The 23,954-nt window shown below is 64.7% G+C and carries 21 protein-coding genes and 1 pseudogene; 13 read left to right on the top strand and 9 right to left on the bottom strand.

Translation table 11 applies throughout. The annotated features are described in order from the left end of the window. Positions 1 to 113 precede the first annotated feature (113 nt). Genes JLC71_RS15715 through JLC71_RS15725 form a run of 3 tightly spaced genes read left to right on the top strand, consistent with a single transcriptional unit; the run spans position 114 to position 3,578 of the window. Positions 114 to 1,388: an ABC transporter substrate-binding protein gene (locus JLC71_RS15715; RefSeq protein WP_200916534.1), complete on the top strand. Its 1,275-nt coding sequence runs from the start codon at positions 114 to 116 to the stop codon at positions 1,386 to 1,388. Continuing rightward, on the top strand, positions 1,385 to 2,086 hold the full coding sequence (locus tag JLC71_RS15720; RefSeq protein WP_200916535.1) for a response regulator: 702 nt from the start codon (positions 1,385 to 1,387) through the stop codon (positions 2,084 to 2,086). Before JLC71_RS15715 ends, JLC71_RS15720 begins: the two co-directional genes overlap by 4 nt. 1 nt (position 2,087) lies before the next feature. After that, a complete protein-coding gene (locus JLC71_RS15725) occupies positions 2,088 to 3,578 on the top strand; it encodes an ATP-binding protein (RefSeq protein ID WP_200916536.1) in 1,491 nt (496 codons plus the stop codon). 103 nt (positions 3,579 to 3,681) lie between these two features. Here the strand turns inward: JLC71_RS15725 and merR are convergent, their stop codons facing one another. Beyond that, positions 3,682 to 4,080 (bottom strand): mercury resistance transcriptional regulator MerR, encoded by a 399-nt coding sequence (gene merR / locus JLC71_RS15730; RefSeq protein WP_200916537.1) that lies wholly within the window; start codon positions 4,078 to 4,080, stop codon positions 3,682 to 3,684. A gap of 75 nt (positions 4,081 to 4,155) precedes the next feature. Between merR and JLC71_RS15735 the strand changes: the two genes are divergently transcribed. From JLC71_RS15735 to JLC71_RS16670, 3 genes are read left to right on the top strand one after another with little or no spacing between them, the layout of a single operon-like run. After that, a complete protein-coding gene (locus JLC71_RS15735) occupies positions 4,156 to 4,503 on the top strand; it encodes a mercuric transporter MerT family protein (protein WP_200916538.1) in 348 nt (115 codons plus the stop codon). Positions 4,504 to 4,514: 11 nt separating this feature from the next. Further along, on the top strand, positions 4,515 to 4,790 hold the full coding sequence (gene merP, locus JLC71_RS15740; RefSeq protein ID WP_200916539.1) for a mercury resistance system periplasmic binding protein MerP: 276 nt from the start codon (positions 4,515 to 4,517) through the stop codon (positions 4,788 to 4,790). Between the two features lie 7 nt (positions 4,791 to 4,797). Beyond that, entirely contained in the window at positions 4,798 to 5,004 is a 207-nt protein-coding gene (locus JLC71_RS16670; protein WP_305066874.1) for a GDCCVxC domain-containing (seleno)protein, read from the top strand. Positions 5,005 to 5,170: 166 nt separating this feature from the next. Here the strand turns inward: JLC71_RS16670 and JLC71_RS15745 are convergent, their stop codons facing one another. Next, a complete protein-coding gene (locus JLC71_RS15745; RefSeq protein ID WP_200916540.1) occupies positions 5,171 to 6,448 on the bottom strand; it encodes a carbohydrate-binding protein in 1,278 nt (425 codons plus the stop codon). 170 nt (positions 6,449 to 6,618) lie between these two features. Then, positions 6,619 to 8,796, bottom strand: coding sequence for a glycosyl hydrolase family 18 protein (locus tag JLC71_RS15750; protein ID WP_200916541.1), 2,178 nt, complete (start codon positions 8,794 to 8,796; stop codon positions 6,619 to 6,621). Between the two features lie 210 nt (positions 8,797 to 9,006). Between JLC71_RS15750 and JLC71_RS15755 the strand changes: the two genes are divergently transcribed. The 3 genes from JLC71_RS15755 to JLC71_RS15765 are packed head-to-tail and all read left to right on the top strand — an operon-like array spanning position 9,007 to position 14,205. Then, positions 9,007 to 12,036: a hypothetical protein gene (locus JLC71_RS15755; RefSeq protein ID WP_200916542.1), complete on the top strand. Its 3,030-nt coding sequence runs from the start codon at positions 9,007 to 9,009 to the stop codon at positions 12,034 to 12,036. Further along, positions 12,033 to 13,013: a LacI family DNA-binding transcriptional regulator gene (locus tag JLC71_RS15760; RefSeq protein WP_200916543.1), complete on the top strand. Its 981-nt coding sequence runs from the start codon at positions 12,033 to 12,035 to the stop codon at positions 13,011 to 13,013. Before JLC71_RS15755 ends, JLC71_RS15760 begins: the two co-directional genes overlap by 4 nt. 4 nt (positions 13,014 to 13,017) lie before the next feature. Further along, complete coding sequence (locus JLC71_RS15765; RefSeq protein WP_200916544.1) at positions 13,018 to 14,205, top strand: AGE family epimerase/isomerase; 1,188 nt, start codon at positions 13,018 to 13,020, stop codon at positions 14,203 to 14,205. 275 nt (positions 14,206 to 14,480) lie between these two features. Here JLC71_RS15765 and JLC71_RS15770 read toward each other — a convergent pair whose 3' ends face one another. From JLC71_RS15770 to JLC71_RS15795, 6 genes are all read right to left on the bottom strand, one after another. Then, complete coding sequence (locus JLC71_RS15770) at positions 14,481 to 14,966, bottom strand: hypothetical protein (RefSeq protein ID WP_200916545.1); 486 nt, start codon at positions 14,964 to 14,966, stop codon at positions 14,481 to 14,483. 173 nt (positions 14,967 to 15,139) lie between these two features. Next, the gene (locus JLC71_RS15775) at positions 15,140 to 15,472 is read right to left on the bottom strand and encodes a hypothetical protein (protein WP_200916546.1); all 333 of its coding nucleotides are present in this window, start codon (positions 15,470 to 15,472) and stop codon (positions 15,140 to 15,142) included. Between the two features lie 139 nt (positions 15,473 to 15,611). Then, positions 15,612 to 16,130: a GNAT family N-acetyltransferase gene (locus tag JLC71_RS15780; protein WP_200916547.1), complete on the bottom strand. Its 519-nt coding sequence runs from the start codon at positions 16,128 to 16,130 to the stop codon at positions 15,612 to 15,614. 35 nt (positions 16,131 to 16,165) lie between these two features. Beyond that, the gene (locus tag JLC71_RS15785; protein ID WP_200916548.1) at positions 16,166 to 17,200 is read right to left on the bottom strand and encodes a hypothetical protein; all 1,035 of its coding nucleotides are present in this window, start codon (positions 17,198 to 17,200) and stop codon (positions 16,166 to 16,168) included. A gap of 102 nt (positions 17,201 to 17,302) precedes the next feature. Continuing rightward, positions 17,303 to 17,683 carry a DUF2306 domain-containing protein gene (locus JLC71_RS15790; protein ID WP_200916549.1) on the bottom strand — a complete coding sequence of 127 codons (381 nt, stop codon included), beginning with the start codon at positions 17,681 to 17,683 and terminating at the stop codon, positions 17,303 to 17,305. A 77-nt stretch (positions 17,684 to 17,760) separates the two neighbouring features. Continuing rightward, on the bottom strand, positions 17,761 to 18,975 hold the full coding sequence (locus tag JLC71_RS15795; protein WP_200916550.1) for an MFS transporter: 1,215 nt from the start codon (positions 18,973 to 18,975) through the stop codon (positions 17,761 to 17,763). Between the two features lie 166 nt (positions 18,976 to 19,141). Here JLC71_RS15795 and JLC71_RS15800 point away from each other — a divergent pair, with 166 nt between their 5' ends. The 4 genes and pseudogenes from JLC71_RS15800 to fba form a co-directional block, all read left to right on the top strand. Then, complete coding sequence (locus JLC71_RS15800) at positions 19,142 to 20,317, top strand: phosphoglycerate kinase (RefSeq protein WP_200916551.1); 1,176 nt, start codon at positions 19,142 to 19,144, stop codon at positions 20,315 to 20,317. Positions 20,318 to 20,429: 112 nt separating this feature from the next. Continuing rightward, the gene (locus JLC71_RS16675; protein WP_200916552.1) at positions 20,430 to 21,674 is read left to right on the top strand and encodes a carbohydrate-binding protein; all 1,245 of its coding nucleotides are present in this window, start codon (positions 20,430 to 20,432) and stop codon (positions 21,672 to 21,674) included. Positions 21,675 to 21,779: 105 nt separating this feature from the next. After that, the gene (locus JLC71_RS15810) at positions 21,780 to 22,664 is read left to right on the top strand and encodes a sel1 repeat family protein (protein WP_200916553.1); all 885 of its coding nucleotides are present in this window, start codon (positions 21,780 to 21,782) and stop codon (positions 22,662 to 22,664) included. Between the two features lie 244 nt (positions 22,665 to 22,908). Beyond that, positions 22,909 to 23,895, top strand: a pseudogene (fba, locus tag JLC71_RS15815) (class II fructose-bisphosphate aldolase); the annotation flags it as partial. Between the last annotated feature and the right edge of the window lie 59 nt (positions 23,896 to 23,954).

A 23,954-nucleotide genomic window follows, 5' to 3' on the forward strand; every position in this document is an offset into this window, starting at 1 on the left:
GGCCCCCTGTTGAATACCGCTGCCGTTTCGAACACAAGTTCAGCAAACGCAAGGTTTCTTTACAAAATGCGCGTCAGCCTTACTGATAAGCTGCGGCCAAACTCCGTCACGCCATGCGACTACATCTAGCGACTCTTCTTCGTTGTGCCCTGGCCGCGCTTTTGCTGGCGGCGGCACCGGCACGCGCCGACGAGCCCTTCGACGTGCTGCACTGGTGGACCTCGGCGAGCGAGCGCCGCGCCGCCGACGAGCTGGCCGAGCGCGCCGCCGACGACGGTCTGGCCTGGCGCAACGCGGCGATACCCGGTGGCGCCGGTATCGGCGCGATGAAGGTGCTCAAGAGCCGCGTGTTGATGGGGCGTGCGCCCGATGCCGCGCAATTGATCGGCCCGGCGATCACCGAATGGGCCGATCTGGGCCTGCTGCTCGAACTCGACGACGTTGCCCGCGCCGGCCACTGGAATACCAAGCTGTTCCCGACGATCTGGACGCTGGTCCGCCAGCGTGGCCATGTGGTGGCGGCGCCGCTGGGCATCCACCGGATCAATATGCTGTTCTACAACCGCAAGGTGTTCGCCGATGCCGGTCTGGCGCCGCCGAAAACCTGGGCCGACTTCGACCGTGTCGCGGCCAAACTGGCGCAGAACGGCGTCGCGCCGCTGGCACTGTCGAGCCAGCCCTGGCAGGTGGCGACGCTGTTCGAAACGCTGGCGCTTTCCGAGGGCGGGCCGGCGTTCTACCGTGAGCTGTATTCGCGCCGCCATGCCAATCTCTGGTTCGATGCCCGCGTGACCCGCGCGCTGACGCGACTCAAGGCCATGCGCCGTTTTGCCGCCAATCCGCAGGCCGACCCGTCGTGGGACACGCTGGCGAGATCACTGGCGCGCGGCGATGCGGCGATGTTCATCATGGGCGACTGGGTCAAGGGCGAGCTGCTGGCGCTGGGCAAGAACGCCGATGCCGATTTCGGCTGTATCGCCGTGCCGGGCACCGAGAACATGCATCTCTACAGCGTCGACAGTTTCGTGATGTTCGCCGGCGATTACGTTGGTCAGGCACGGCAGGAAAAGCTGGCCCGGCTGATGATGAATCCGGCGACGCAAACGGCGTACAACCGCATCAAGGGCTCGGTGCCGGTGCGGCGCGATGCCGATGTGGCCGCGATGGACGCCTGCGCCCGCGCTTCGTGGCAGACTTTCGGCCGCGGCGCCGGCATGCAGGCACCGAGCATGGCACACCGTATGGCGACCGACGAGACGCTGAAGGATGCGATCATTGCCCAGCTGCACCGCTTTTACCTTGATGAGCATGTGCCAGCCTCGGAGACCCAAAGGCGGATCGCCGGACTGGTGCGCACGCTGGCGGTGCAAGGAGGAGACGACAAATGAGCCGCAAAATCCTGATCGTCGACGACGACCAGAAAATCCGCACCCTGCTCAAGGCCTACCTTGAGAAGAACCAGTACGAGGTGCTGCTGGCGCACGATGGCGCGAGTTTCGTTGCCGAGTTCGAGCGTTATCGCCACGAACTCTCGCTGGTGATCCTGGATGTGATGCTGCCCGATACCGACGGCTTTGCGCTGTGCGCGCGCGTGCGCAAGAGCTCGACCGTGCCGATCATCATGCTCACCGCCAGTGCCGACGATACCGACAAGATCGTCGGCCTCGAACTTGGCGCCGACGATTACATCGGCAAGCCGTACAACCCGCGCGAATTGCTGGCGCGGATCAAGGCGATCCATCGCCGCATGGGCGAGGCAACCCCGAACGTGCCGCGCGCCTTGCGCTTTGCCGGCTTCACGCTCGATACGCTCGAACGCACGCTGACCGGCCCCGACGGCGAAACGGTCAAGCTGACCGGGCTGGATTTCCAGCTGCTCAAGCTGCTGGTCGAGCGCCCCGGTGAAATCCTCGACCGCAACTGGCTGGCCGAAGCGACGCGCGGCCGTGATCTTGGTCCGCTCGATCGCTCGCTCGACGTGCAGATCAGCCGCTTGCGCCAGCGCCTGAACGACCGCGATGCCTCGCTGATCAAGACCGTGCGTGGCAGCGGTTATGTGTTTTCGGCGCAGGTCGCGGCCGACTGATATGGCGGAGAGGCTCAACCGCGCGCTCGATCGCGTCCTGCCGCGCTCGCTCACCGCGCGGCTGTCGCTGGTGATGGTGCTCGGCGTGCTGTGCGCCCAGGCGCTGGGCAACTGGATCTGGGCCAATCAGCTCAAGACCCGCAGCAACGACGAAGCGCGCACCGCATCGCAACATCTGGCCTTTGGCGCCGCCAGCGCAATCCGTTTTTTCCAGAGCCTGCCGACCAACTACCGGCCGATCCTGATCGAGCAACTGCACGAAATGGGCGGTACGCGCTTTTTTGTCGCCTTCAACCGCGATGCGGTGGCGATCACGCCGATCGAGCCGTCGCCGCTGGCGCAGGCGGTCACGACGACGATCAGCAGCGAAATCGGTCGCCAGCTGCCGCGCCTGGCCGACGTGCGCGTCGGCTTCGCCTGGCCCGACGGGCTGGCGGTGTCGGATGACGGCGCGACGCTGGAAGACCTGCCCGACAACTGGGTGCAGCATTCGCTGATCATCAAGCCTCGCCCGGCGCCGGTGCTGGTGATCCAGGCCGAAATCGAACCCGGCGGCTGGCTGTATCTGGCCACGCTGATGCCCGACCCGTATTTCCTCGACAAGGCCAATCCGCTCTCGAAAGACCGCTTGGCACTGCAACTGGCGACGCTGGCGGCGGTGCTGCTGTTGTCCTTGTGGGTGGTGCGCTGGCTGACCCGGCCGCTGGCGCAACTCGCCGACGCGGCCGAGGTGTTCGGCCAGGGCGGCGAACCGCAGCTGCCCGAGACCGGTAGCCTCGAATACCGCAAAACCGCCAAGGCTTTTGTGGCGATGCGCGAGCGCATCCAGCGCTATCTGGCCGATCGCGAGCGCTTGTTCGCGGCGATCTCGCACGATCTGAAAACGCCGATCACCCGGCTCAAGCTGCGCACCGAAATGCTCGACGACGAGACCACGCGCGCCGAATTCCACGAGGATCTGGACGAGCTGGACATGATGGTCAAGGGCGCGCTGCAGAGCGTCAAGGATTCGGACATTCACGAAAACCGCACGGCAATCCGGCTTGATACGCTGCTGGAAAAGATCGTCGCCGATGCCCGCTTGTCGGGCCGCAGCGTCGTGCTGGCGGCGGCCGAGACGATGGTCGTCGCCAAGCCGCTGGCGCTGAAGCGCGCGATCGTCAATCTCGTCGATAATGCGCTGTTCTACGGTGAACGTGCGGAGATCATGCTGTCTCGCCTCGATGGTCAGGTCGAGCTGACCATCCGCGATCACGGCCCCGGCGTGCCCGAGGAGATGCTGGCCGGTTTGTTCCAACCGTATGTGCGGCTCGAACACGGCCGTCAGAGCAATCAGGCCGGCTCGGGACTCGGGCTGGGTATCGCCCGCGACATCATCCAGGCGCACGGCGGCGAGCTGAAGCTGGTGAATCACCCGGAGGGCGGGCTGGTGGCGACGATTGTGCTGCCGGGCTCGACGACCACGGCCTCGGGCCAGGCGGGGCCGCTTTAGCATTCGGAACGCGCGCTAACGGCGAGCCTGTCAGATTGAAATCCGGCTATCCGTGGCGTAATTCACGGTCTCAGCGTGACGCCAAGCGGGCACGCCCTGGACTTCACTCCCCGGTTAGCGCGTCGATAATCGGACAGTCGGCCCCACCGTCGCCCGTGTCGCACTGCTGCACCAAGCCGCCCAACACCTGCCGCATGGCGGCAAGGTCGGTCATCTTCTGCTCTATCAAGGCCAGCTTGCGGGCAGCCAACGCCCGCGTTTCCTTGCAGGCGCACGCCTCATCCAGCGTCAGCAAGCCGCCGACTTCGGCCAATGTAAATCCCAGTGCCTGCGCTCGTTTGATGAAGCGCACGCGCTTGACCTCGTCCGCTGAATAGCGCCGATGGCCGCCCGGTGGCTTGACCGGCTCGTCCAGCAGCCCGCGTCGCTGGTAATAGCGGATGGTCTCAATGTTCACCCCGGCCGCTTCCGCCAGCTTGCCGATCGTCAGTTCTGCCGCCATCAAGCGCCCCTTGACTCCGTGCTTTGGTACGGAATCTATAGTAACACTGGGGCAAATGGATTCAAGGACACGGGCATGGCACCGCGCAACGGAAAAGGTTCGCTGATCGCGAGCGTGCTGGCCGCCGTTGGCGCGTCGGTGTGCTGTGTCGGCCCGCTCGTGCTGCTGGCGCTCGGCATCGGCGGTTCTTGGATAGGCACGCTAAGCGCGATGGCGCCTTACCGGCCCATCTTTATCGGCCTGACGCTGCTGTTTCTCGGCTTGTCCTTTCGCAAGCTCTATCTGGTGCCGCAGGTGTGTGCAGCGGGTACGTCCTGCCCCGAGCCGCGCAGGCTCCGGCGGCAGCGGCTTGTGTTCTGGCTCGTCACGGCCCTGTTGCTTGGCTTGCTGGCCGTACCGCAGCTCGCTCCGCTGTTCTATTGAGAGGATCTCCCATGCGCAAACTGCTGATTGCCGCGCTTGTCGCCTTGCCTTTGGCCGCGCTGGCCGCCACCCCGAAAACCGTCACGCTGGACGTGAAGAACATGACGTGCGAGCTATGCCCGATCACGGTCAAGAAGTCGTTGGAAAAGGTATCCGGTGTGAACGCCGTCAAGGTCGATTTCGACAAGAAAACGGCCACGGTGACCTTCGATCCGGACAAGACCCGGCCCGAGGCGCTGATCAGGGCGACCACGAATGCAGGCTATCCATCCACCGTTCAGAAGTGATGCCGCGATGACCGTTCTTGAATCTGTATTGACCTGCCCGCACTGCGGCTTTGCCAAGCAGGAAACCATGCCCACGGATGCGTGCCAGTTTTACTACGAGTGCAGCAATTGCAAAGCGTTGCTGCGGCCCAAGCCGGGCGACTGCTGCGTATTCTGCTCGTTCGGTTCGGTGAAGTGCCCTCCCGTTCAGCAGCAGCGCGAGTGCTGCGGGTAGCGGCTTGGCGTGTTTTTCCGTTTTTCGGGGCGGCTCTTGGATGGCGCCCGAGGAAGGTGCGAGTACGCTGCAGGCGTTGCAAGCTTGCTTGCCGTCGACCGGGTTGCGCCGTCGCCCGCCCGATGTAACAAGGGCGAGCCGTGGCCCGCCCTTCGTTCTTCGCTGATTAACGCAGCTGCAGGCTGACGTTGCCGCCGAGCGGATTCACGCTCAGCCGGTAGTGGCTGGCATCGAGGCGGGCGACAGCGACCGGATTGCCGCCCTGCATCGCGCCGGCCGAGCTCACCGCGCGGTCGGTGGCGATATCGAGCGTCAGCGTTGTGGCGTAGCGCTGGCATTCGGTGCTGGCATCAAATTGCACCGCAGCCTGACCATTGCCATCGCTGACGATCACCGGCGTGCAGTTCTGCCGCGCGAAACGGTAGCGGATCACGTCCGATGGTGGCGCCATCCACAGCTCGCCCGAATCGACCTTGGCCTTCGCGTAGTCGAGGTGGCCCTGATAACGCGCCAGCGGAATGGTTTCCCATGACGCGTCGTTGACGCCGTGCGCGGTGCGCAGCGACCAGCCGCCCTGGGCGATCGCCGCGTCGATGTGCAGGTTGAGGATTTCGCTGCCTTGCGGGTACAGCGACCAGATGCCCGACTGGGTAAAGGCGTCGGCCTTGATCATGAACGGATCGGCAAAATCGGCGGCGTTGACGCCGGCGGCCATGCCCCACTGGATGTTGCCGTTGGCGTCGACGCGATTGGCCGCGCGCCCGCCCAGATAGCCGGTCTGGCTGCGCAGATGGGCCAGCGGTGCATCCGGGGTGATGTCGGACGGCCAGGCGAAGAAGCTCGGCAGATAGCCGTTCAGATTGGCGGCGATGTCGTCGGCGGAACCGTTGATCTGCGCCTCGCTGCTCCACGCGGCGGTATTCGAGTTCACGTGGCTGCGGCTGTGGCTGAAGATCTCGTGGCCGTGGGCGATGAACTGCTTGGCCGCTTGCCAGTGATACGGCGCGCAATTGCCGCTGATGACGCCGAAGGCCGCCCGCAAGCCGCGCTTGGCCAGCTCGGGATCGGCGTAGCTGATCTGGCCATCGGTGGTGTAGCCGCACAGATCGTCGTGCACCAGGCTGTATGCGCCCTTGGCGCCGCCGGCCCAGGTGGTGTATTTCGCCGTGGTGACGCCGACCGGGTTGCAGGCATCGCCCGCGCCGGTGGCGCAAGGGCCGAGCGGTTTCCACAGCGATACCGCATCGGCCGGATTCCAGCCGGCGCCGGTCCATGCGGTGTGGGCGATCTGCACTTCATAGCGCTGGCCCTGATACTGCACCACATTGCCGAGTGCGTAATCGACCCCGTCGACCCAGCCGGGCAGCGCGGCGGCACCGGCGTGACCGGCGATCAGGCCTGCGGCGAGCAGGGCAAGGAACAGGCTCTTCTTTTGCATTGTCATCTCCATCCTCCGTGTATTTTTCAACCGGGCATCAAGGCCGGGCCGGCTCACTATGGCAGCGGCCGGAACACGACGGCTTAGCCGGGTCTGGCGAATACACCAATGGCATGGGTCTGTTGGGTATTTCCTTTTTTATCAATGGCTTGTGCGTTGTTGTTATTCGGCCGGCTTCACGAATGGCAGGCGGATTTGGCCGGTTCCGGTATAAACCAGCCGGGGAATTGCAGCTTCAGCCTCGCGACCTGGCCACGTGCTACCGGTACCGGATGGCCGGCAACAATCAGCTCGATGCCGCCGCCGGTGCGGCGGCAGCCGCTGACCGCCTGCGGGCGCACCAGATAGGAGCGATGCACCTGCACCAGCTCGTCGAAATACAGCCGGATCGCCCTCAGCCGCAGCGTCACGTACACCGGCGCGGCCAGCCCGCCGGCGTGGATGCCGCTGTAGCCGCGCTCGGCGCGGATGAAGTGCAGCCGCTCGCGCCGGCTAGCCAGTTCGTGCAGTTCGGCGAGCAGTTGCGGTTGGCGCGCCAGCTCGTGCAATTGGCGGCGGATCAGCACGATCTGGTTGGCGAGACTGCGGAAATACACCTCTTCATCGTCATTCAGCGGCGTGTGAAAACGCAGCGTGACGCAGTAATCGGCCAGCGCCTCGTGGTGCACCCGCGCCTCGCACCGGTCGGCGGCGAGCGTCAGCAGCTCGGTGGCGGCATCGTCGCATTCGAGCACGTCGGCGCTGCCGACGCGCGGATCGTCGGCGAGGAAACGCACCATCGCGTCGAGCATGCATTCAAGGCTGCGCTCGCTGGCGATCGCGCTGCTGAATCGCTCCAGATCGCGCAGCGCGTCGCTGGCGCTGGGCGTGGCCAGCGGCAGCAGCTGGTGCCGCAGCACCAGGCTGTCGGCGACGATGGCATCCAGCCTTTGCGCGTCGATCACGGTCAAACGCGCGCCGATGCGTCGCCTGGCTTCGCTGGCGCGCTCGGCGGTATCGCGCAATTGCGCCGGCAAGGCGTTCAGGCTGCGGATCACCGCGCCGTGGCGGGCTTGCTCTTGGCTGTGTTGCCTTCGGCGCAGCGATAGCCAGACGAACACGGCAGTGCCGAAGGCCAGCGCGAGGCCCAGCACGGCGCCGCCCAGCCACGGCACCGCGTTGCGATAGTGTTGCTGTAGCGCCTGCCAGCGTGCCGCCCACGGATGGTAGTGGCGATGGGTCTGTGCCAGCAGGCCATTGGGCGCATCGCTGCTGATCTCCCACAGGGCGATGCCGGCCAGCCCTTCGCGGTCGGCAAAGGCGAGCTTGGCGGCCAGTGCGCGCGGACTCTCGTATGACAGCAACTGGCCGCTACCGGGCTGGTACAGCGTATCGGCCTGTGCGACGTCGTCCCAGTGTTGCTCGAAATCGCCGCTGGCGGCCATCCGGGTGATTTCTGTGTAAGTGAAAATACCGGTCGGGCCGGTTTTCTCGTTGTCCCAGGTGCCCAGCGGCACGCCCTTGTGGGGTTGATTCAGCCCTTGCCCGGCCGCTGGCACGCCGAGCCAGGCGATGCCTTGCGCCGGCAATGCCAGCACCAGCTTGTTCGCCGCTACGCCGGCGGCTTTCAACTCGGTCACCGCGCGGGCGACGCTGGGTTCAGCGGCCGAGGCGTGCAGCGGCGATTTGTGGCCGGTGCGCGCGCTCCAGCTGCCGTGGAAATCGGTGGCAATCAGCGAAATGAAGTCGACATCCTTGAGCATGGCCGGAAACACCCAGCCGGCGCGCTGCTCGGCCTGCGGGCTGACCGTCAGCGCGATCACGCAGCGTGGCCGGACAGCGCAGCCGCTGCGCAGTTCGTGCGTCAGCCGCTGCAGATTGGCCGCATCGTCGGCGCGTTTGCTGGTGTCCGGATGGCCGCCGACGACCGGAAAACGCCAGTCGATCTCGATGCCGTCGAAGCCGTAGCGGTCGAACAGCGCCAGTGTCGTTGTGACGAAACGGCGGCGTTTGACCGGATCGGCGGCAACGCTTGATAGATGCGTCGACCAGTTCCAGCCGCCGACCGAGATCAGCACGTTCAGCGCCGGGTTGCGCTGGTGCAACAGCGGTACCAGCGCGTAGTTGCCGCGATGCAGCGTGTCGCCCTGATGGATCTTGACCAGATCGGCGAAAAAGTCGCCGGGCGACACGCTGCCGTCGGCGCCGAGCCGGGCGTAGGCGTAGATCAGGTCGGTCAGTTGTTCGGCCGGCGTGTCGGCCAGACTGGCGCCATGGCTGTAGCTGGCCCAGAAGGGGAAATAGCCGATCAGCCGCGGACCCGCGTGGGCGAACGCGGCAGTCAGGCAGGCAAGGATCGCAAGGCACAGACGCATGGCGGGCTCCGTCGGCACCGGCCGACCGGGGGGCGATTCTAGGGTGCGCCGCAGCATCCGCCGCTGCCGGCCGGCAGCCGACAACCGGCTTGCCCGTGGCGCGGTTTCGGCGTCACAATGGCAAACGTTGTTTAGTAAAAACTATTTTTAAGTAAACAAGGCGGTAGGGTGCGCAGTAGCCACCGCCCGAACGCCGCAAGCGAGGTTGCCATGGCCCATATCGTCTTCTATGACCCGTCGTTCCCCTTTGCCGGGAGCAGGCCCGACCACGGCAGCTTGGCTGCGCTTGGCGCGACGACGGCCGCCGGCGATCTTGCTGCGACGCTGGCCGAGGCCGGCGCCGGCGACGTGTTGCTGCATCTGCATGGCGCCGATGTGCCGCGCGCGGCGTGGCCGGCACTGTGCGATTTCATTGCGCGTGGCGGCCATCTGGTCACGCTGGGCCGGCAACCGTTCTCGCGCCCGGTCGACGCCGACGGCACGATCAGTGAACAGGCGGCGCTATTCCGTGATCTCGATATCCATGAAATGCTCGCCGTTGACGCCGGCACGGCGGTAACGCTGCAGGCCGGCGCGCAGTACGGCTGGCTGGCCGGCGCACACGGCGCGTTCAGCCCGCAAGCCCCGACCGACGGCTTCGTGCTGATGCCGACCAAGGACAAGGACCAGCCGCTCGATTCGGGCTCGGCCGGGCCGATGGATGCGCGCATTTACCCGCTGCTCAGCGCCTGCAACGAAGGCGGCCACGCGATCGCCAGCCCGGTGGTGCTGATCGAGCGCTTGCGCGGGACGGCCGCCGGTTCGCGGCAGGTGTTCGTCAATCTCGAACCCGATGCTGCGTTCTGGCATGGCGGCGGCATCGCCGCGCTGCTGGCGCTGGTCGCGCACGCGGCGCTGGGGGCCACCGAGTGGTGGATCAAGCCCGATTACGCCTGCTACCACCCCGGCGAAACCGCCAGCCTGACGATACAGGGCGAAGCCCTCGGCGGTGCCGTGCGCCAGAACTGGCAAGCGGCGCTGCGGGTCATGCATGGCGATGCACCGGTTTTCGAAACCGTGCAGGCGCTCGATCTGCGCGCCGACGGCGCGGTGTCGCTGCGTCTGCCGCTGCCGTTCGCGGTGGAGGCCGGCCTGTATCGGATCGAGGCCGTGCTGCAGGGCGATGCCGGCGAAATCATCCGGCTGCAGCAGGGCTTCTGGGGCCGTGACGACGTGCTGCTGGCGCGCGGCGAACGCCTTGCCGCCGGCCGCGATTATCTGGAGCGCGACGGCAAGCCGATGCCGGTGGTCGGCATGACCTATATGGCCAGCGACGTGCACCGCAAATTCCTGCAGCTGCCCAACGTCGCGGTCTGGGATGCCGACATGGCGACACTGGCCGGCATCGGCGTCAACTACCTGCGCACCGGTATCTGGAGCGCGTGGCGGCAGCTGATGTTCGTCGACGGCCACGCCAGCGAGGTGGCGCTGCGCGCGATCGATGCCTTCATCCTCACCGCCGCGCAGCATGATCTGGAATGCTGCTTCACCTTTTTCGCGTTTACCCCCGAAGCGTGGGAGGGGAAGAATCCCTACCTCGATCCGCGTTCGCGCGCGGCGCAGAAGCGTTTCATCCGCGCCATCGTCGGTCGCCATACCGAGACCCGCCGGGTGCACTGGGACCTGATCAACGAACCGTCGCTGTTCGATCCGGCGCGGATTTTCGTCGGCCCGCGCTCGCTCGGCGATGCATTCGAGGCAGCCGCCTTCCGTAGCTACCTGCAGGCGCGCAACCCGGATATCGCCCACTGGCAGGCCGCGTGGGACATCAGTCCGGCACAGTTGCCGGACTGGGCCAGCGTGCGGCCGCCGCAGCCGGAAGAAATCGGCTTCAACCCCACCGAAATCGCGCCGAAGCAGCACGGCATCTGGCTCGATTACGCGCTGTTCACGCAGGCGGCACATGCCGAGTGGGCGGCCGATCTGGCGCAGACCATCCGCCACACTGCGCCCGGTGCGCTGGTCTGCGTCGGCCAGGACGAGGCGCTGGGCCAGCAGCGGCCGTCGCCGTTCTTCTACGCCGATGCGGTCGACTACACCACGGTGCACAGCTGGTGGCTCAACGACGCGCTGGGCTGGGACAGCCTGTTCAGCAAGACGCCGAACGTGCCGAACGTGGTGCAGGAGACCGGCATCATGCACGTCGAGCGCCCCGACGGCCGCTCGCGCCGCAGCGAGGCCGAGCTGTACGCGCTGCTCGAGCGCAAGTACGCATGGTCCTACGCCTTCGGTAACGCCGGCGCGGTGCACTGGATCTGGAACATCAACTACCACATGGACAACATCAACGAGTCGCACATCGGCGCCTGCCGCGCCGACGGCTCGATGAAGCCCGAAGCCGAGGTCACCGCCGCGTTCGGCGCGCTCTTCGGCGCCCACGGTGCGCAACTGAGCGACCGCGAACTGCCCGACGTCGCGGTGATCTACCCGTTCAGCAACGACTACAGCAACCGCAGATCGACCTTGGACGCCACGCAGGCGCTGGTGCGCAGCACGCTGTTCGAGATCGGCCTGCCGCTGCGCGCCGTCGGCGATCACGACCTCTCCGAGCTGTTCGCCAACCCGCCGAAGCTGGTGCTGCTGCCGAGCCCACACAACCTCAACCGGGCGACGTGGGCGGCGCTCGAATCGCTGCTGGAGCAGCACGACATCACCGTGCTGCTGACCGGCCCGGCCGATCTGGACGAATACTGGCGGCCGACCGGGCGCATGCCTGACGCTGCGAGCCGCAACCTGAACCGCGAGGAAACGCTGCATTTCGACGACCGCCGCTGGCGTGCGAGCTTCGGCGGCGAGGCGATCGCCCGGCTCAGCAGCGGCGACGGCAATGCGTTGGTCGAACGGACGATGGGCCGTGGCCGGCTGCTGTGGTGCCCGCTGCCGCTGGAGCTGAACCAGCGGACCGACGTGCTCGACGCGCTGTACCGCCATGCGCTGGCCCGTGCCGGCGTTGATCTGCCGTGGCGCTGGCTCGGTGACGCGCCCGAGGGCGTCGCGCTGCACCGTCAGGCGTTTGCCGACCGGGTGCTGTGGATCGTGGTGTCCGAAGCCGCGCGCGATCACGCACTGGCGTGGCACGACGTCTCGACCGGCCGTGATTACGCAACGACGCTCGTCGCCGGCCGCGCGCTGCTGTTCATTACCGACGCGGCAGGGCAGGTCGTCGGCAGCCTGCGCGATCACCCGGTCACGGTGGCATGAAGCGGCGCAGCATCAGCATTCGCGAACTCGCCGCCGCCGCCGGCGTGTCGGTCGGCACGGCGTCGCGGGCGCTGAAGCACCAGCAAGGCTTGAGCTCCGAGACGCGCGAGCGCGTGCTGCAACTGGCCGCCGAGCTCGGCTATGACACCGGCCGGCTCAAGCCCGAACCGATCCGCCGCATCCTCGTGCTGTTGCACAGCCAGCACCCGGCCGACAGCCCGTTCTACGCGCCGCTGCTGGCCGGCGCGGCCGCGCGCTGTGCAGCAGACGGCATCGTCATGGACGTGCGCTCGCTCGGCCCAACTCGCCCGGTTCGCCGGCAGATTCTGGAATGCGCGCCCGACGCGCTGTTGTGCGTCGGCTTTTTCGAGCCCGAACTGCTCCACGCGATCGCCCGGCTCGGCAAACCACTGGCACTGGCCGACCTGAGCGCGCCGGGGCTGGCGGCGGTGAACCCGGACAACCAGCAGGGCGCGTACATCGCGACGCAGCATCTTCTGGCGTCGGGCCGAAAGCGCATCGCCTTCCTCTCGGGCCCGCTTGCCCATCATTCGATCCGGCTGCGCGAACGCGGCTACCGGCAGGCGCTGTTCGACGCCGGCCGGCTCGCCGACCCGGCGCTCGAAGCGCTGATTCCGCCCGGGCTGGACATCGGCATCGGCGCGGCGCTGGCGATGCGCGAGCTGCTGGCCTTGCCCGAACCGCCCGATGCGGTGTTCGCCTACAACGACGCCGCGGCGCTGGTCGCGCTGCAGATCTGCCGCGACGCCGGCTTGAGCGTGCCGGACGATATCGCCATCGCCGGCTTCGACGACATCGCTGCCGCGGCGGACACCGGGCTGACGACGCTGGCCGTCGACAAGGCCGCGCTCGGCCGTGCCGGCATCGAACTTTTGTTGAACCAGACGATTGATGCCAACCGGCTGCAGCCGGTATCGCTGATCGTCCGTGCTACCACCGCATCCACCCCGGAGTGACGTGATGAACCTGCCCGATTTCCGTAACCCCGACACCCTGCTGGCCCACGTGCGCCACACGATGGCGTTCTACCACCCGCGGGCGATCGACCCGTCCGGCGGCTTCTACCACTTCTTCCGCGACGATGGCAGCGTCTACGATGCGCACACGCGGCATCTGGTCAGCAGCACGCGCTTCGTCTTCAACTACGCGATGGCTTTCCGGCAGTTTGGCGATCCGGCGTATCTCGATGCGGTGCGCCACGGCACCGCCTTCCTGCGCGACGCGCACCGCGATCCGGTGACCGGCGGTTACGCATGGCAGTTGCAGTGGCGCGATGGCGTCAAAACCGTCGACGACGCGACCAACCACTGCTACGGCCTCGCTTTCGTGTTGCTGGCGTATTCGCACGCGCTGATGGCCGGCGTTTCCGAGGCGCGCGGCTGGCTGGCCGAGACGTGGGATCTGATGGAAGCGCGCTTCTGGGAGCCGCAGCACGGCCTGTACGCCGACGAGGCGACACCGGACTGGCAGCTCAAACCGTATCGCGGCCAGAACGCCAATATGCACGCCTGCGAAGCCATGCTGGCGGCGTTCGAGGCGACCGGCGAAACGCGCTACCTCGATCGGGCCGAACTGCTGGCGCACAACATCACCGAACGGCAGGCGGCGCTGGCGCACGGGCTGATGTGGGAGCACTACGACGCGAGCTGGCAGGTCGACTGGGACTACAACCGCAACGACAAGACCAACATCTTCCGCCCCTGGGGCTACCAGCCCGGCCACCTGACCGAATGGGCCAAGCTGCTACTGATTCTCGAGCGCCACCGTCCGCAGCCTTGGCTGCTGCCGCGCGCCGAGGCGCTGTTCGATGCTGCGATGAGCCGTGCGTGGGATGACGAACACGGTGGACTGTTCTACGGCTTCGGCCCGCAAAACGAAATCTGCGACAGCGACAAATACTTCTGGGTCCAGGCCGAAAGCCTCGCCGCCGCCGCGCTGCTCGCCGCACGCACCGGCAACGACCATTACTGGAACGACTACCAGCGCCTATGGGCGTATTCGTGGGAGCACTTCGTCGATCACGAATACGGCGGCTGGTACCGGATCCTGCGCTTTGATAACAGCAAGTACAGCGACGAGAAAAGCCCGGCCGGGAAGGTCGACTATCACACGATGGGGGCGTGCTATGAGGTGTTGGGGGCGCTGTAAGCGTGCGATACGTAGGTTGGGCTGAGTGAAACGAAGCCCAACTTGCTGCAAGTCCGATTCAAGCTTCAAGTTATCAGTGTGCTTGAAATGTTGGGCTTCGCAGGCTCAGCCCAAATTCAGCATAACGGTGGATTGGCTTCGCCGAATGGCCCAATGCCAAGCCGTCCACCCTGTCAGCGACGTAGGGTGGATTCGGCGCGTAGCGACAATCCGCCGATTGCGAGCGTGCCCAAACTGATCCGACGGACCATGGATGATTCTTGATGTTGATGCAGTTATTTAATGGCGTTGCTCATTGCTTTTAATTTTGGATTTAATGTGCCGTCCAGAATGTCGATGATTTGTCGTGCCTTTTCTTTGGGTTTGGGGCCTATCCGGCTATCGTTAACGATCATTAGCAAAACGCCCCTTGAATCATCAAATATGTTTAGTGCCGATGGAAAGGTAATGCTCCTTAAGTATTTTTTTACTTTGTCATCATCACTTTTTTGCTCCATGCCAGCTGCGATGGCAACTTGGGTCGCAACGGAATCACATCGCTCTAGCAATCCCACAGTCACGGAATGCAGCATCCAATACGTTACTCTTTCGTCCATCGGAGCCTGATTGATGGGCTGCAAAATCTCTTGCCTCAGCTTTTCCAGTTTTTTCTCGGCTTCAAGTAATACCACTGCGTCAGATGCGGAGAAGGTATTTGCCATCGCAAATGCTGGATTTAAGAAAGTAAAAGTAACTACCAGTGTTGATATGATTTTTTTCATTTGAAGCGGCTAACTATTTGGTGTGGATTGATGATACACGTAGCGCGTAGGTTGGGTTGAATGAAATGAAGCCCAACATGCTTCATGTTCGATTCAAGCCGCCCACGAGCCTTGTAAAATCGGTCCAAGCGACGCGCGTTTTGTATTCGCTACTGACTCATGGGTAGCGTCGATTACCTGGTAGAGAGAATTAGTCGCGACTTTAAGGCCAGATTCTTCAGTGCTTCCGGGATGTCAACGCCATTCGAATCAAATCGATGCGTTGTGCCATTGTTTGTCAGTACATTCAATATGTATGTATTTTTCCCTGCGCTTTTTTTGTCTTCTCGCCTCTTCAAGTAAACACTCACCAAGCCAGCAACCAATAAAGAAAACGCACTGCCAAGATAGTGATCCTCAGAGCTGGTTTCACTTTTTAGTCCGGTTGATACTTGATCAACCCACACAGCACTAATCTCAGCCAGATCAATCCGCACAGTTCCGATTTCAATAAATTCTTTTTCCATGATTTATCCGTTTGGATTGATGGTTACGGAGAGGGTTGCTCGCTTTCCGTGTCATGAGCGAATGAAATGCGATCTGACCGGCACCAGCCGGCTTTGCAGCGCGTAGGTTGGGCTGAATGAAATGGAGCCCAACATGCTGCTATGCGCTAGTGTGCAATGCGAGCCGCATCAGAATCTCGTCATGCAGCTCGCCATCGACCAGCAAGGCATTCGGTTCGTGACCATAGCACCGGAATCCGGCCGATTCGTACAGCCTGAGTGCCGCGGTATTGCCGGCGTTGACGCTCAGGTTGATCTGGCGGAGATCGTTGACCGACTTTGCCAGCGCAATCGTTTCGTCGATGAGCGCCCCGGCTAGACCGCGCTGGCGGTAGCCGGGCGCAACGTACATGCCCCAGAGGATGGCCTTGTGGCGCAGCTTGAGCATGCTTTCCCGACCCAGCCCGGCGGTGCCGACCAGCTCGTCACCGTCGAAGGCGCCAAACAGGCCGCGATCCGGCGCCGGTGCCAGTCTGGCTTCGATGGTCGCGATCGGATGGTCCTTTTCCGCTTCGTAGCTCGAACCGAAGGCCGATGGTGCGTCGCGCAGTGCGGAAAGTCTCAGCGCCTGATAGCGCGGCGCATCGGTCGGTATCAGGCGGCGAATCGTCGTGGTCATGGCGTGGTCTCGGGGGCCGTTGGTTTGGAAGGGGCTTACCTGACCGGCGCCAGCCGGCTTTGCAGTGATGCCGGAAGGCGCCCGATCAAAAAAGCCCGGCTCGGCTGCCAGAACGCCGACAGCAGCAACAGCGCCGCGCCGATCAGCAGCGCCGTGGTGGCAAAACCGAGGCTGACGACGCCGTATTGCTTGAGCAGGGCGCTGAACGCGTACAACACGTAGCCGAGCGCCGAGACCATCAGCGCGCGGCGGTCGATGCACAGCGAGACCAGCGCGATGCCGACGTAGAGCACGACCACGGCGATGGCCTGCGGGACGCCGACTTCACCGTCGGTGACGCCGAGCGACAGGAACACCGGATGGACCAGCAGCGGCGCGGCGAGCAGGTGCAGCCAGAAGGCGACATCGGAGCGGCGGGTCTGGCGGGCGGTGTCGCTGGCGTCCCAGCGCATCGCAAAGGCGAACACCGCAATGCCGGCGACGAGCAGCAGCGGCGTCATTACGCTATCAACAGCGGGCAGTACCGAGCGGATCAGCGCGATCGCGCAGGCGGCGGCGGCCGCTGCGACGCAGGCGATGGTGATCGGCACCTGAAAGCGTCGCCAGTGGAGCCAGGTCGCCACCCCGGCCAGCAGGCTGGCGAGCGCGACCGCCGCGGCTGGCGCATGCCGCATCATCCCTTCGACAGTGCCGCCGGCAAGGGCCGGGCCGGCGAGATTCAGCCCGGCCGAAAACACGCTACCGGCAAACGCCAGCAGCAGCACGATCGCCGGCAACGCCATGCGCCGCTGGCGCACGAAGAATTCGGCCAGCCCCCAGGCGGCGGCTGCGGTGGCGAGTGCGCCGAGCAGCGGGGTGACGCTGCCGGCGATCCACGACACCGAGACCAGCAGCAGCGTGCAGGCGATGACGACGAAGATGTCGTTGAAGCCGGTGATCAGCCGGAACTGTTCCTCGTCGGCAATCGGCGTCTGCCGGCGCGAAGCGACGTGGTCGCGGAAGGCGGTGGCGGTGTCATTGCTGAGGATGCCAGCCGAAACGGCATCGGCCAGATCGTCGTCGGTATACATGGATACAGAGTTCCGTGACAGAAAAGGGTCAGCATACCCACTGCGCCGGCTGGCGTCAGGCCAGCGTCGGCACCGGCAGTGTCTTCACGGCCACCGTGATCATCAGAGGCCGCTGATCCATTGCTGCAGGAAGCGGTTTTGCCCGGTCAGCGCAAAAACACCCGCGACAATCGCACCCACATAGGCACCGGTTGCGAAGGACTTGTGGCGCGGGATGTGCCGCTGCCTGATGGCGTGGGTCGACGCGCCGACGCAGAACAGCACCCAGAGCGACAGCAGGTGGATAGCGCTGAGCCCGAGCCAGACCGCCGCTGCGCTGTGCAGCCAGAACGACGAAACGGCGACGATGACCATCGCCAGCATCCAGGACCAGCCGACCAGCCGGTGCAATCGCGTGCCCTTGCGAAACAGCAACTGGCTGGTGCCCGCGGCGATTACCCACGCCGCGGCGCTCAGGTGGATTGCGCCGGGAAGATCGAGCATTGCACTCATCTGAATCCGCTACTCCGTTGGGGTGAGATCACGCATGCCTGGCATGGCGCGGCACGCAGGGCTGGCGCTCAGTCGAGCTGCCGCACCGTCGGAATCCTCACCGCAATGGCGATCATCAGTACCGCCATGGTCAGCCCGAACGCCGGCATGATCACGCGGATGTCGACATGCAGCGCCAGCAGCGCGGTGACCATTGCGTAGGAGATCGGCGACAGCCCCATCGATGCCATGGTGTTCAGGCTCATCACCCGGCCGATCTTGCTGCGCTCGGTGTACTGCTGCAGCACCGACATCATCGGCACATTGTTGGCGACCACGCCCATGCCGAGCGCGAACTGCAAGGCGATCGCCAGCGGTATCCAGCCGGTGAACGCTTGCGCGCCGAGCACGATGCCTTCGAGCACGATCACCACGATGATGATCATCAACCGCTTCCTGGTCGGCGGAAACAGCGTCAGCAGCGTGCCGCCGACGACCATGCCGGCGGCCATGGCGCTTTGCAGGTAAGACAGCGTGCTGGCCTGACCATCGAGATGATCGGTGACGATGATCGGAATCCCCAGCCCCAGCGGCCCCATGAACAAGAGGTTGGCGATCGCATAGATCAGCATCAGCGAGCGCAGCGCCGGCGTTTTCAGCGCGTACTGGACGCCTTCCTTCATCTCGGTCAGCAGATGGCGGGCTTCTTGACGGGCGAGCACCGGCGCTTCCTTGACCAGCAGAGTGAACGCCACCCCGGCCAGCAGCAGGGCGCCGGTGAGGGTGAAGATCCATTCGTAGCTCAAGGTGGCCAGCAGCACGCCGCCGAGCACCGGGCCGAACACGAGGCCGATCTGGTTGGTGGTGAGCATGATCGAATTGGCGCGCATCAGATCCCGCTCTTGCACGATGCCGGGCAGGAGCGCGTCGCGCGCCGGCCAGAAGAAGGCATCCAGCGCGCCGTACACAAAGGCGAACACCGTCATCGCCCAGATATTGAGCAGGCCGGCATGCAGCAGGCCAACCAGCGACAGCACCGCGATCACGCGCAGGCCGAGCGAGAACGAAATGATGCGGCTGCGGCGCATCCGGTCGGCGACCACGCCGCCGATTGCCATCAGTGCGATGCGCGGCACCGAGCCGGCGATCATCACCAGGCCAAGCTGTTCCTTGGCGCCGAGGGTTTTCACCACGTACCAGGTTTCGGCGAGCATGGCGACGGCGAGCGCCAGATTGCCGATGACGCTCGCAAGCCAGATGAACAGGAAATTGCGGTTGCGCAAAAGTGGCGGGGCTTCGGTCATGGGGGGGTCAGGGCGCTATGCTAGAATTTTTTGATCAACGCATTTTAATCCTGCTTATCTGCCCGCGATGTCCCGTCCGGGCCGTCTGACAAGGTGGGCAAACTCCAGCTGAGCGCATGGCCGGATAAGCGCCGACTTCTCACCGCCAATACCAAGGAACAACGTCATGGCTTACCGCAAGATGACCGACCTTGCCCTCGCCGGCAAAAAGGTGCTGATCCGTGCCGACCTCAATGTGCCCGTCAAGGACGGCGTACTGGGCGACGACACCCGCATCCGTGCCTCCTTGCCGACCATCGATGCCGCGCTGAAGGCCGGCGCCGGCGTGATCGTGATGAGCCATCTGGGTCGTCCGACCGAGGGCGAGTTCAAGCCGGAAGATACGCTGGCCCCGGTGGCCAAGCGTCTGGGCGAGCTGCTCGGCCGCGAGGTGGCGGTGATCGCCGACTGGCAGGGTTATCAGGTCAAGGCCGGCGAGCTGGTGCTGCTCGAGAACGTGCGCATCAACAAGGGCGAGAAGAAGAACAGCGACGAACTCGGCCAGCAGTACGCCGCGCTGTGCGATGTCTTCGTCAACGACGCCTTCGGCACCGCGCACCGCGCCGAAGCGTCGACCCACGCCGTGGCCAAGTTCGCCCCGGCTGCTGTGGCCGGCCTGCTGCTCGCCGCCGAACTCGATGCGCTCGGCAAGGCGCTGAAGGCACCGGCTCGTCCGCTGATCGCCATCGTCGCCGGCTCCAAGGTCTCGACCAAGCTGACCATTCTGGATTCGCTCGCCGACAAGGTCGACCAGCTGATCGTCGGCGGCGGCATCGCCAACACCTTCCTGCTGGCCGAAGGCCGCAAGGTCGGCAAGTCGCTGGCCGAAGCCGATCTGGTCGACAACGCCAGGGCGGTGATCGCCAAGATCCGCACCCGTGGCGGTGATGTGCCCTTGCCGACCGATGTGGTCGTCGGCCAGAAGTTCGATCCGAACGAAGTCGCGCTGACCAAGCCGGTCGCCGAGGTGACCGATGCCGACATGATCTTCGACATCGGCCCGGATTCGGCCGCCGCGCTGGCCGATATCCTCAAGACCGCCGGCACCATCGTCTGGAACGGCCCGGTCGGCGTATTCGAGTTCGACCAGTTCGGCCACGGTACCGAAGCGCTGGCGAAGGCGATTGCCGCCAGCCCGGCGTTCTCGATCGCCGGCGGTGGCGATACGCTGGCTGCGGTCACCAAGTACGGCATCACCGATCAGGTCAGCTATATCTCGACCGGTGGCGGCGCCTTCCTCGAGTTCCTTGAAGGCAAGGTGTTGCCTGCGGTCGAGATCCTCGAACAGCGCGCCAACGGCTGATCGCCGTCCCTCCGAAAAAGCCGGCCGTGTGCCGGCTTTTTTTTGTTTCTGCCGCAGGCCCCGGCCAACAGTGATTGCGGCCGCATTCGACGGCCGATCACGGAGATGAGACATGAAGCCGAATTTACTGCTGTCGCCGGCCCTGCTGGCGCTGGCACTGACCGCCCCGCCGGTCTTCGCCTGCCAGCCCCCGCCGCCGGCCCCGAGCGGTGCTCCGGCACCCGTTCCGGCGACGGTAGCCGTCCAGGCGAACTGGTATCCGGACATCTCGTATCAGGCCGGTGAACGGGTCAGCTACCAGTGGAAGGTTTACGTCGCGAACTGGTGGAACCAGAACGACCCGCCGGGCGGCAGCAGCGGCGCGTGGCGGCTGGAGAATCGCGGGCTGGCATGGTCGGCGAACAACGTCTATCAGCAGGGCGACGAGGTCAGCCATCTGGGCTATCGCTACCGCGCCAAATGGTGGACGCAGAACGAGGTGCCGGGCAGCAGCGAATGGGGCGCGTGGGAGCAGGTCGGCTCGGTGACGCCGGTTCCCGTGCCGTCACCCACGTCGGTACCGACGCCTACCGGTTGCCCGAGCTGGCCGAGCACGCCGACGCCAACCCCAGTGCCGACACCCGCACCACCGACGAATCTGGCGGTCATCGAAGCGCCGGTCGTCAGCGGCGACAGCGTCAGCTTCAACTGGCAATCGACCAACTGGCAAAGCCCGCAGGATTGGAGTGTCTACGACGACAGCTACACGATCGCCGCGGGTAATCCCGAGTGGCTGGCGGTGCACCAGTCGCCGTTCTACCGCCACGCCAACACCTTCCGCGGCCTGTGGACCGGCAAGCACCGCTTCCGGGTCGAACTGTGCAGTCTCACGCCGCTCAATACCGGCGATTGCCGGCTGAGCGAGCCGGTCGAGGTCGACATCGCCTACGGCATCGATCAGCAGCTGAAGGCGCAGGGCGACTTTATGGCCATCCAGGGGCAGAGGCCGATCATCGACCTGTTGTTCGACGATCAAAAGCGGCCCTCGGCCGTCTACCTGCAGCAGCGCGTCGACCACCCGGATGCATGGATGAAGCGGGTGACGGTGACGATCAACGGTCAGCCGTACTTCGACGGTGAAGTGTTTGGCGCCTCGGCGGAGATGGAACCGTGCGATTGGGTCAATCCGAGCAACCAGTGTGTCGTGGTGCACCGGATCCAGCGCGTCCGGCACGATCTCGACGGCAAGCGCTACGGCGCGGTCATTTTGCCGCCGCTGCCCGATGGCCAGAACAGCATCGAGGTGAAGATCACCTACGCCGATGGTCGCGTTTATCCGGCGCCGATGCACGTCTCTCTGCCGCTGGTCACGCAGTAAGCCGCGCTCGGTTATGATCGACGCCGGTCTGATGGCCGGCGTTTTTTTGCACCTGGCGACTGGGCCGGGTTCGGACCAGCCGGTTTACCGTTTGAGGATGCAGAAATGAAAAAATGGATCGTTGCCGCGCTGTGCTGCGCGAGCACCCTGGCGCAGGCCGCCGAAAGCGTCATCGAAGCCGCGCTGGCCAAGCAGGATTACGCGCTGGCATTTGCATCGGCGACCGCCGACGTCAAGGACGGCAGCGCAAGCGACTGGACGCGCTTGCAGCTGGCGCAGCTGTATCAGCGCGGCCTTGGCACACCGGCCGACAGCAATGCGGCGATCCGGCTGCTGACGCCGCTGGCCGAGAAAGACAACGTCGATGCGCAACTGCTGCTCTCGGCCACGCTGGCCGCGCGCGTGACCGCCGGGCTGGTGCAGGCCGACGGCAAGCTTGATCCGGCACGCTACAAGGCACTGGCGGCCAGGCCGCTATCGGCACGCAACGATGACCGGCGCGCGGCCGAATGGCTGTGGCGTGCCGCCGAGGCGGGGCAAGCCGATGCGGTGCAGGCGGTGGCGCAAGAGCTGGCCGGTAGCGTCAACGGCGTATCGCCGCAGGAAACCGCGCTGTGGTTCGAGAAGGCCGGCAAGGCGGACTGGCTGCTGCCGCTGAAAGCCAACGCTTCGCTGACCTCGCTGAAACTGCGCCGCGACGTGATCCGCGATGAAACGCTGGGCCAGCGACTGGAAGCCGTCGCACGCAAGGCGCAGTGCATCGATGAAAATCTGGCGCTGAAAGACGTGCGTATCGCCAAACCGCTCAGCGATGCCGCTTATCTGACCCTCGATTTCCAGCCACCGGTTCGCTATAAGCTGATTACCGGCCATTGGCAGGAAACCTGGATTTTCGCCGCTTGTGACAAGACCTTCCCGATTGACGTGAGCTTTACCGCCGACGGCATGGGCGGTGCGCGTTACGAGATCGTGCCGGTCGCTGCAAAGTAGTGTTTCCGGGGCAAATTGGTCTGCCTGATGGCTGGCGCCGATATGGGTATATCCATCAGTGGATTGATTAATAAGGGATTTATTGGCCGGTTTCTTCCGGGTAAGGCAAACGACTGGTTTCAGTGCTTTCCCGAATGAGAGTATCCCGAATGCCGAATGTCCCGATTGGGGCAGGCCATGACGAGGGGCTAAAGTGGCGTGATGCAATGCAACACGGCCCCGCTGCCGCTACCGGAGAGACCCCATGCCCCTCGTCGCATTACGCCCCTTGCTCGACCACGCTGCCGAAAACGGTTATGGCGTACCGGCGTTCAACGTCAACAACCTTGAGCAGGTGCAGGCCATCCTGCAGGCCGCCGCCGCGACCGACAGCCCGGTGATCCTGCAAGCCAGCGCCGGCGCGCGCAAATACGCCGGCGAAACCTTCCTCAAGCAATTGATCGAAGGCGCCGTCGCCAGCTATCCGAACCTGCCGATCGTGATGCATCAGGATCATGGCGTCAGCCCGGCCGTGTGCATGACCGCGATCAAGCTCGGCTTCTCCAGCGTGATGATGGACGGCTCGCTGATGAGCGACGGCAAAACCCCGGCCGATTACGATTACAACGTCGGCGTCACCCGCCAGGTCGTCGAAATGGCGCACGCTTGCGGCGTCTCGGTCGAAGGCGAGCTGGGCTGCCTCGGTCGTCTGGATACCGGCATGGGCGAGGCCGAAGACGGCGTCGGTGCCGACCGCAAGCTCTCGCACGAGGAGTTGCTGACCGACCCGAAGCAGGCGCGCGATTTTGTCGCCGCCACCGGTGTCGACGCGCTGGCGATCGCCATCGGCACCAGCCACGGTGCGTACAAGTTCTCCAAGCCGCCGACCGGCGATGTACTGGCGATCGACCGCGTCCGCGCCATTCATATCGCCATCCCGAACACCCACCTGGTGATGCACGGCAGCTCCAGCGTGCCGCAGGAATTGCTTGCCGAGCTGCGCGAATTTGGCGGTGAACTCAAGCCGACCTGGGGCGTGCCGGTCGAGGAAATCCAGAAGGCGATCTACTTCGGCGTTCGCAAAATCAATATCGATACCGATCTGCGTCTGGCGATGACCGGTGCCATCCGCAAGCATTTCGCCACCCACCCGGCCGATTTCGACCCGCGTGCCTACCTGAAGCCGGCGATCGCGGCGATGCGCAAGGTGTGCGAAGACCGTTACCTTGCCTTCGGCGCCGCCGGGCAGGCCTCGCTTTTTTTGCAAAGGCATAACGTGATCCAGCTGGCCGCCTGATTGCGCATGGCCGA

The organism is Jeongeupia sp. HS-3 (assembly GCF_015140455.1).
Taxonomy (GTDB): domain Bacteria; phylum Pseudomonadota; class Gammaproteobacteria; order Burkholderiales; family Chitinibacteraceae; genus Jeongeupia.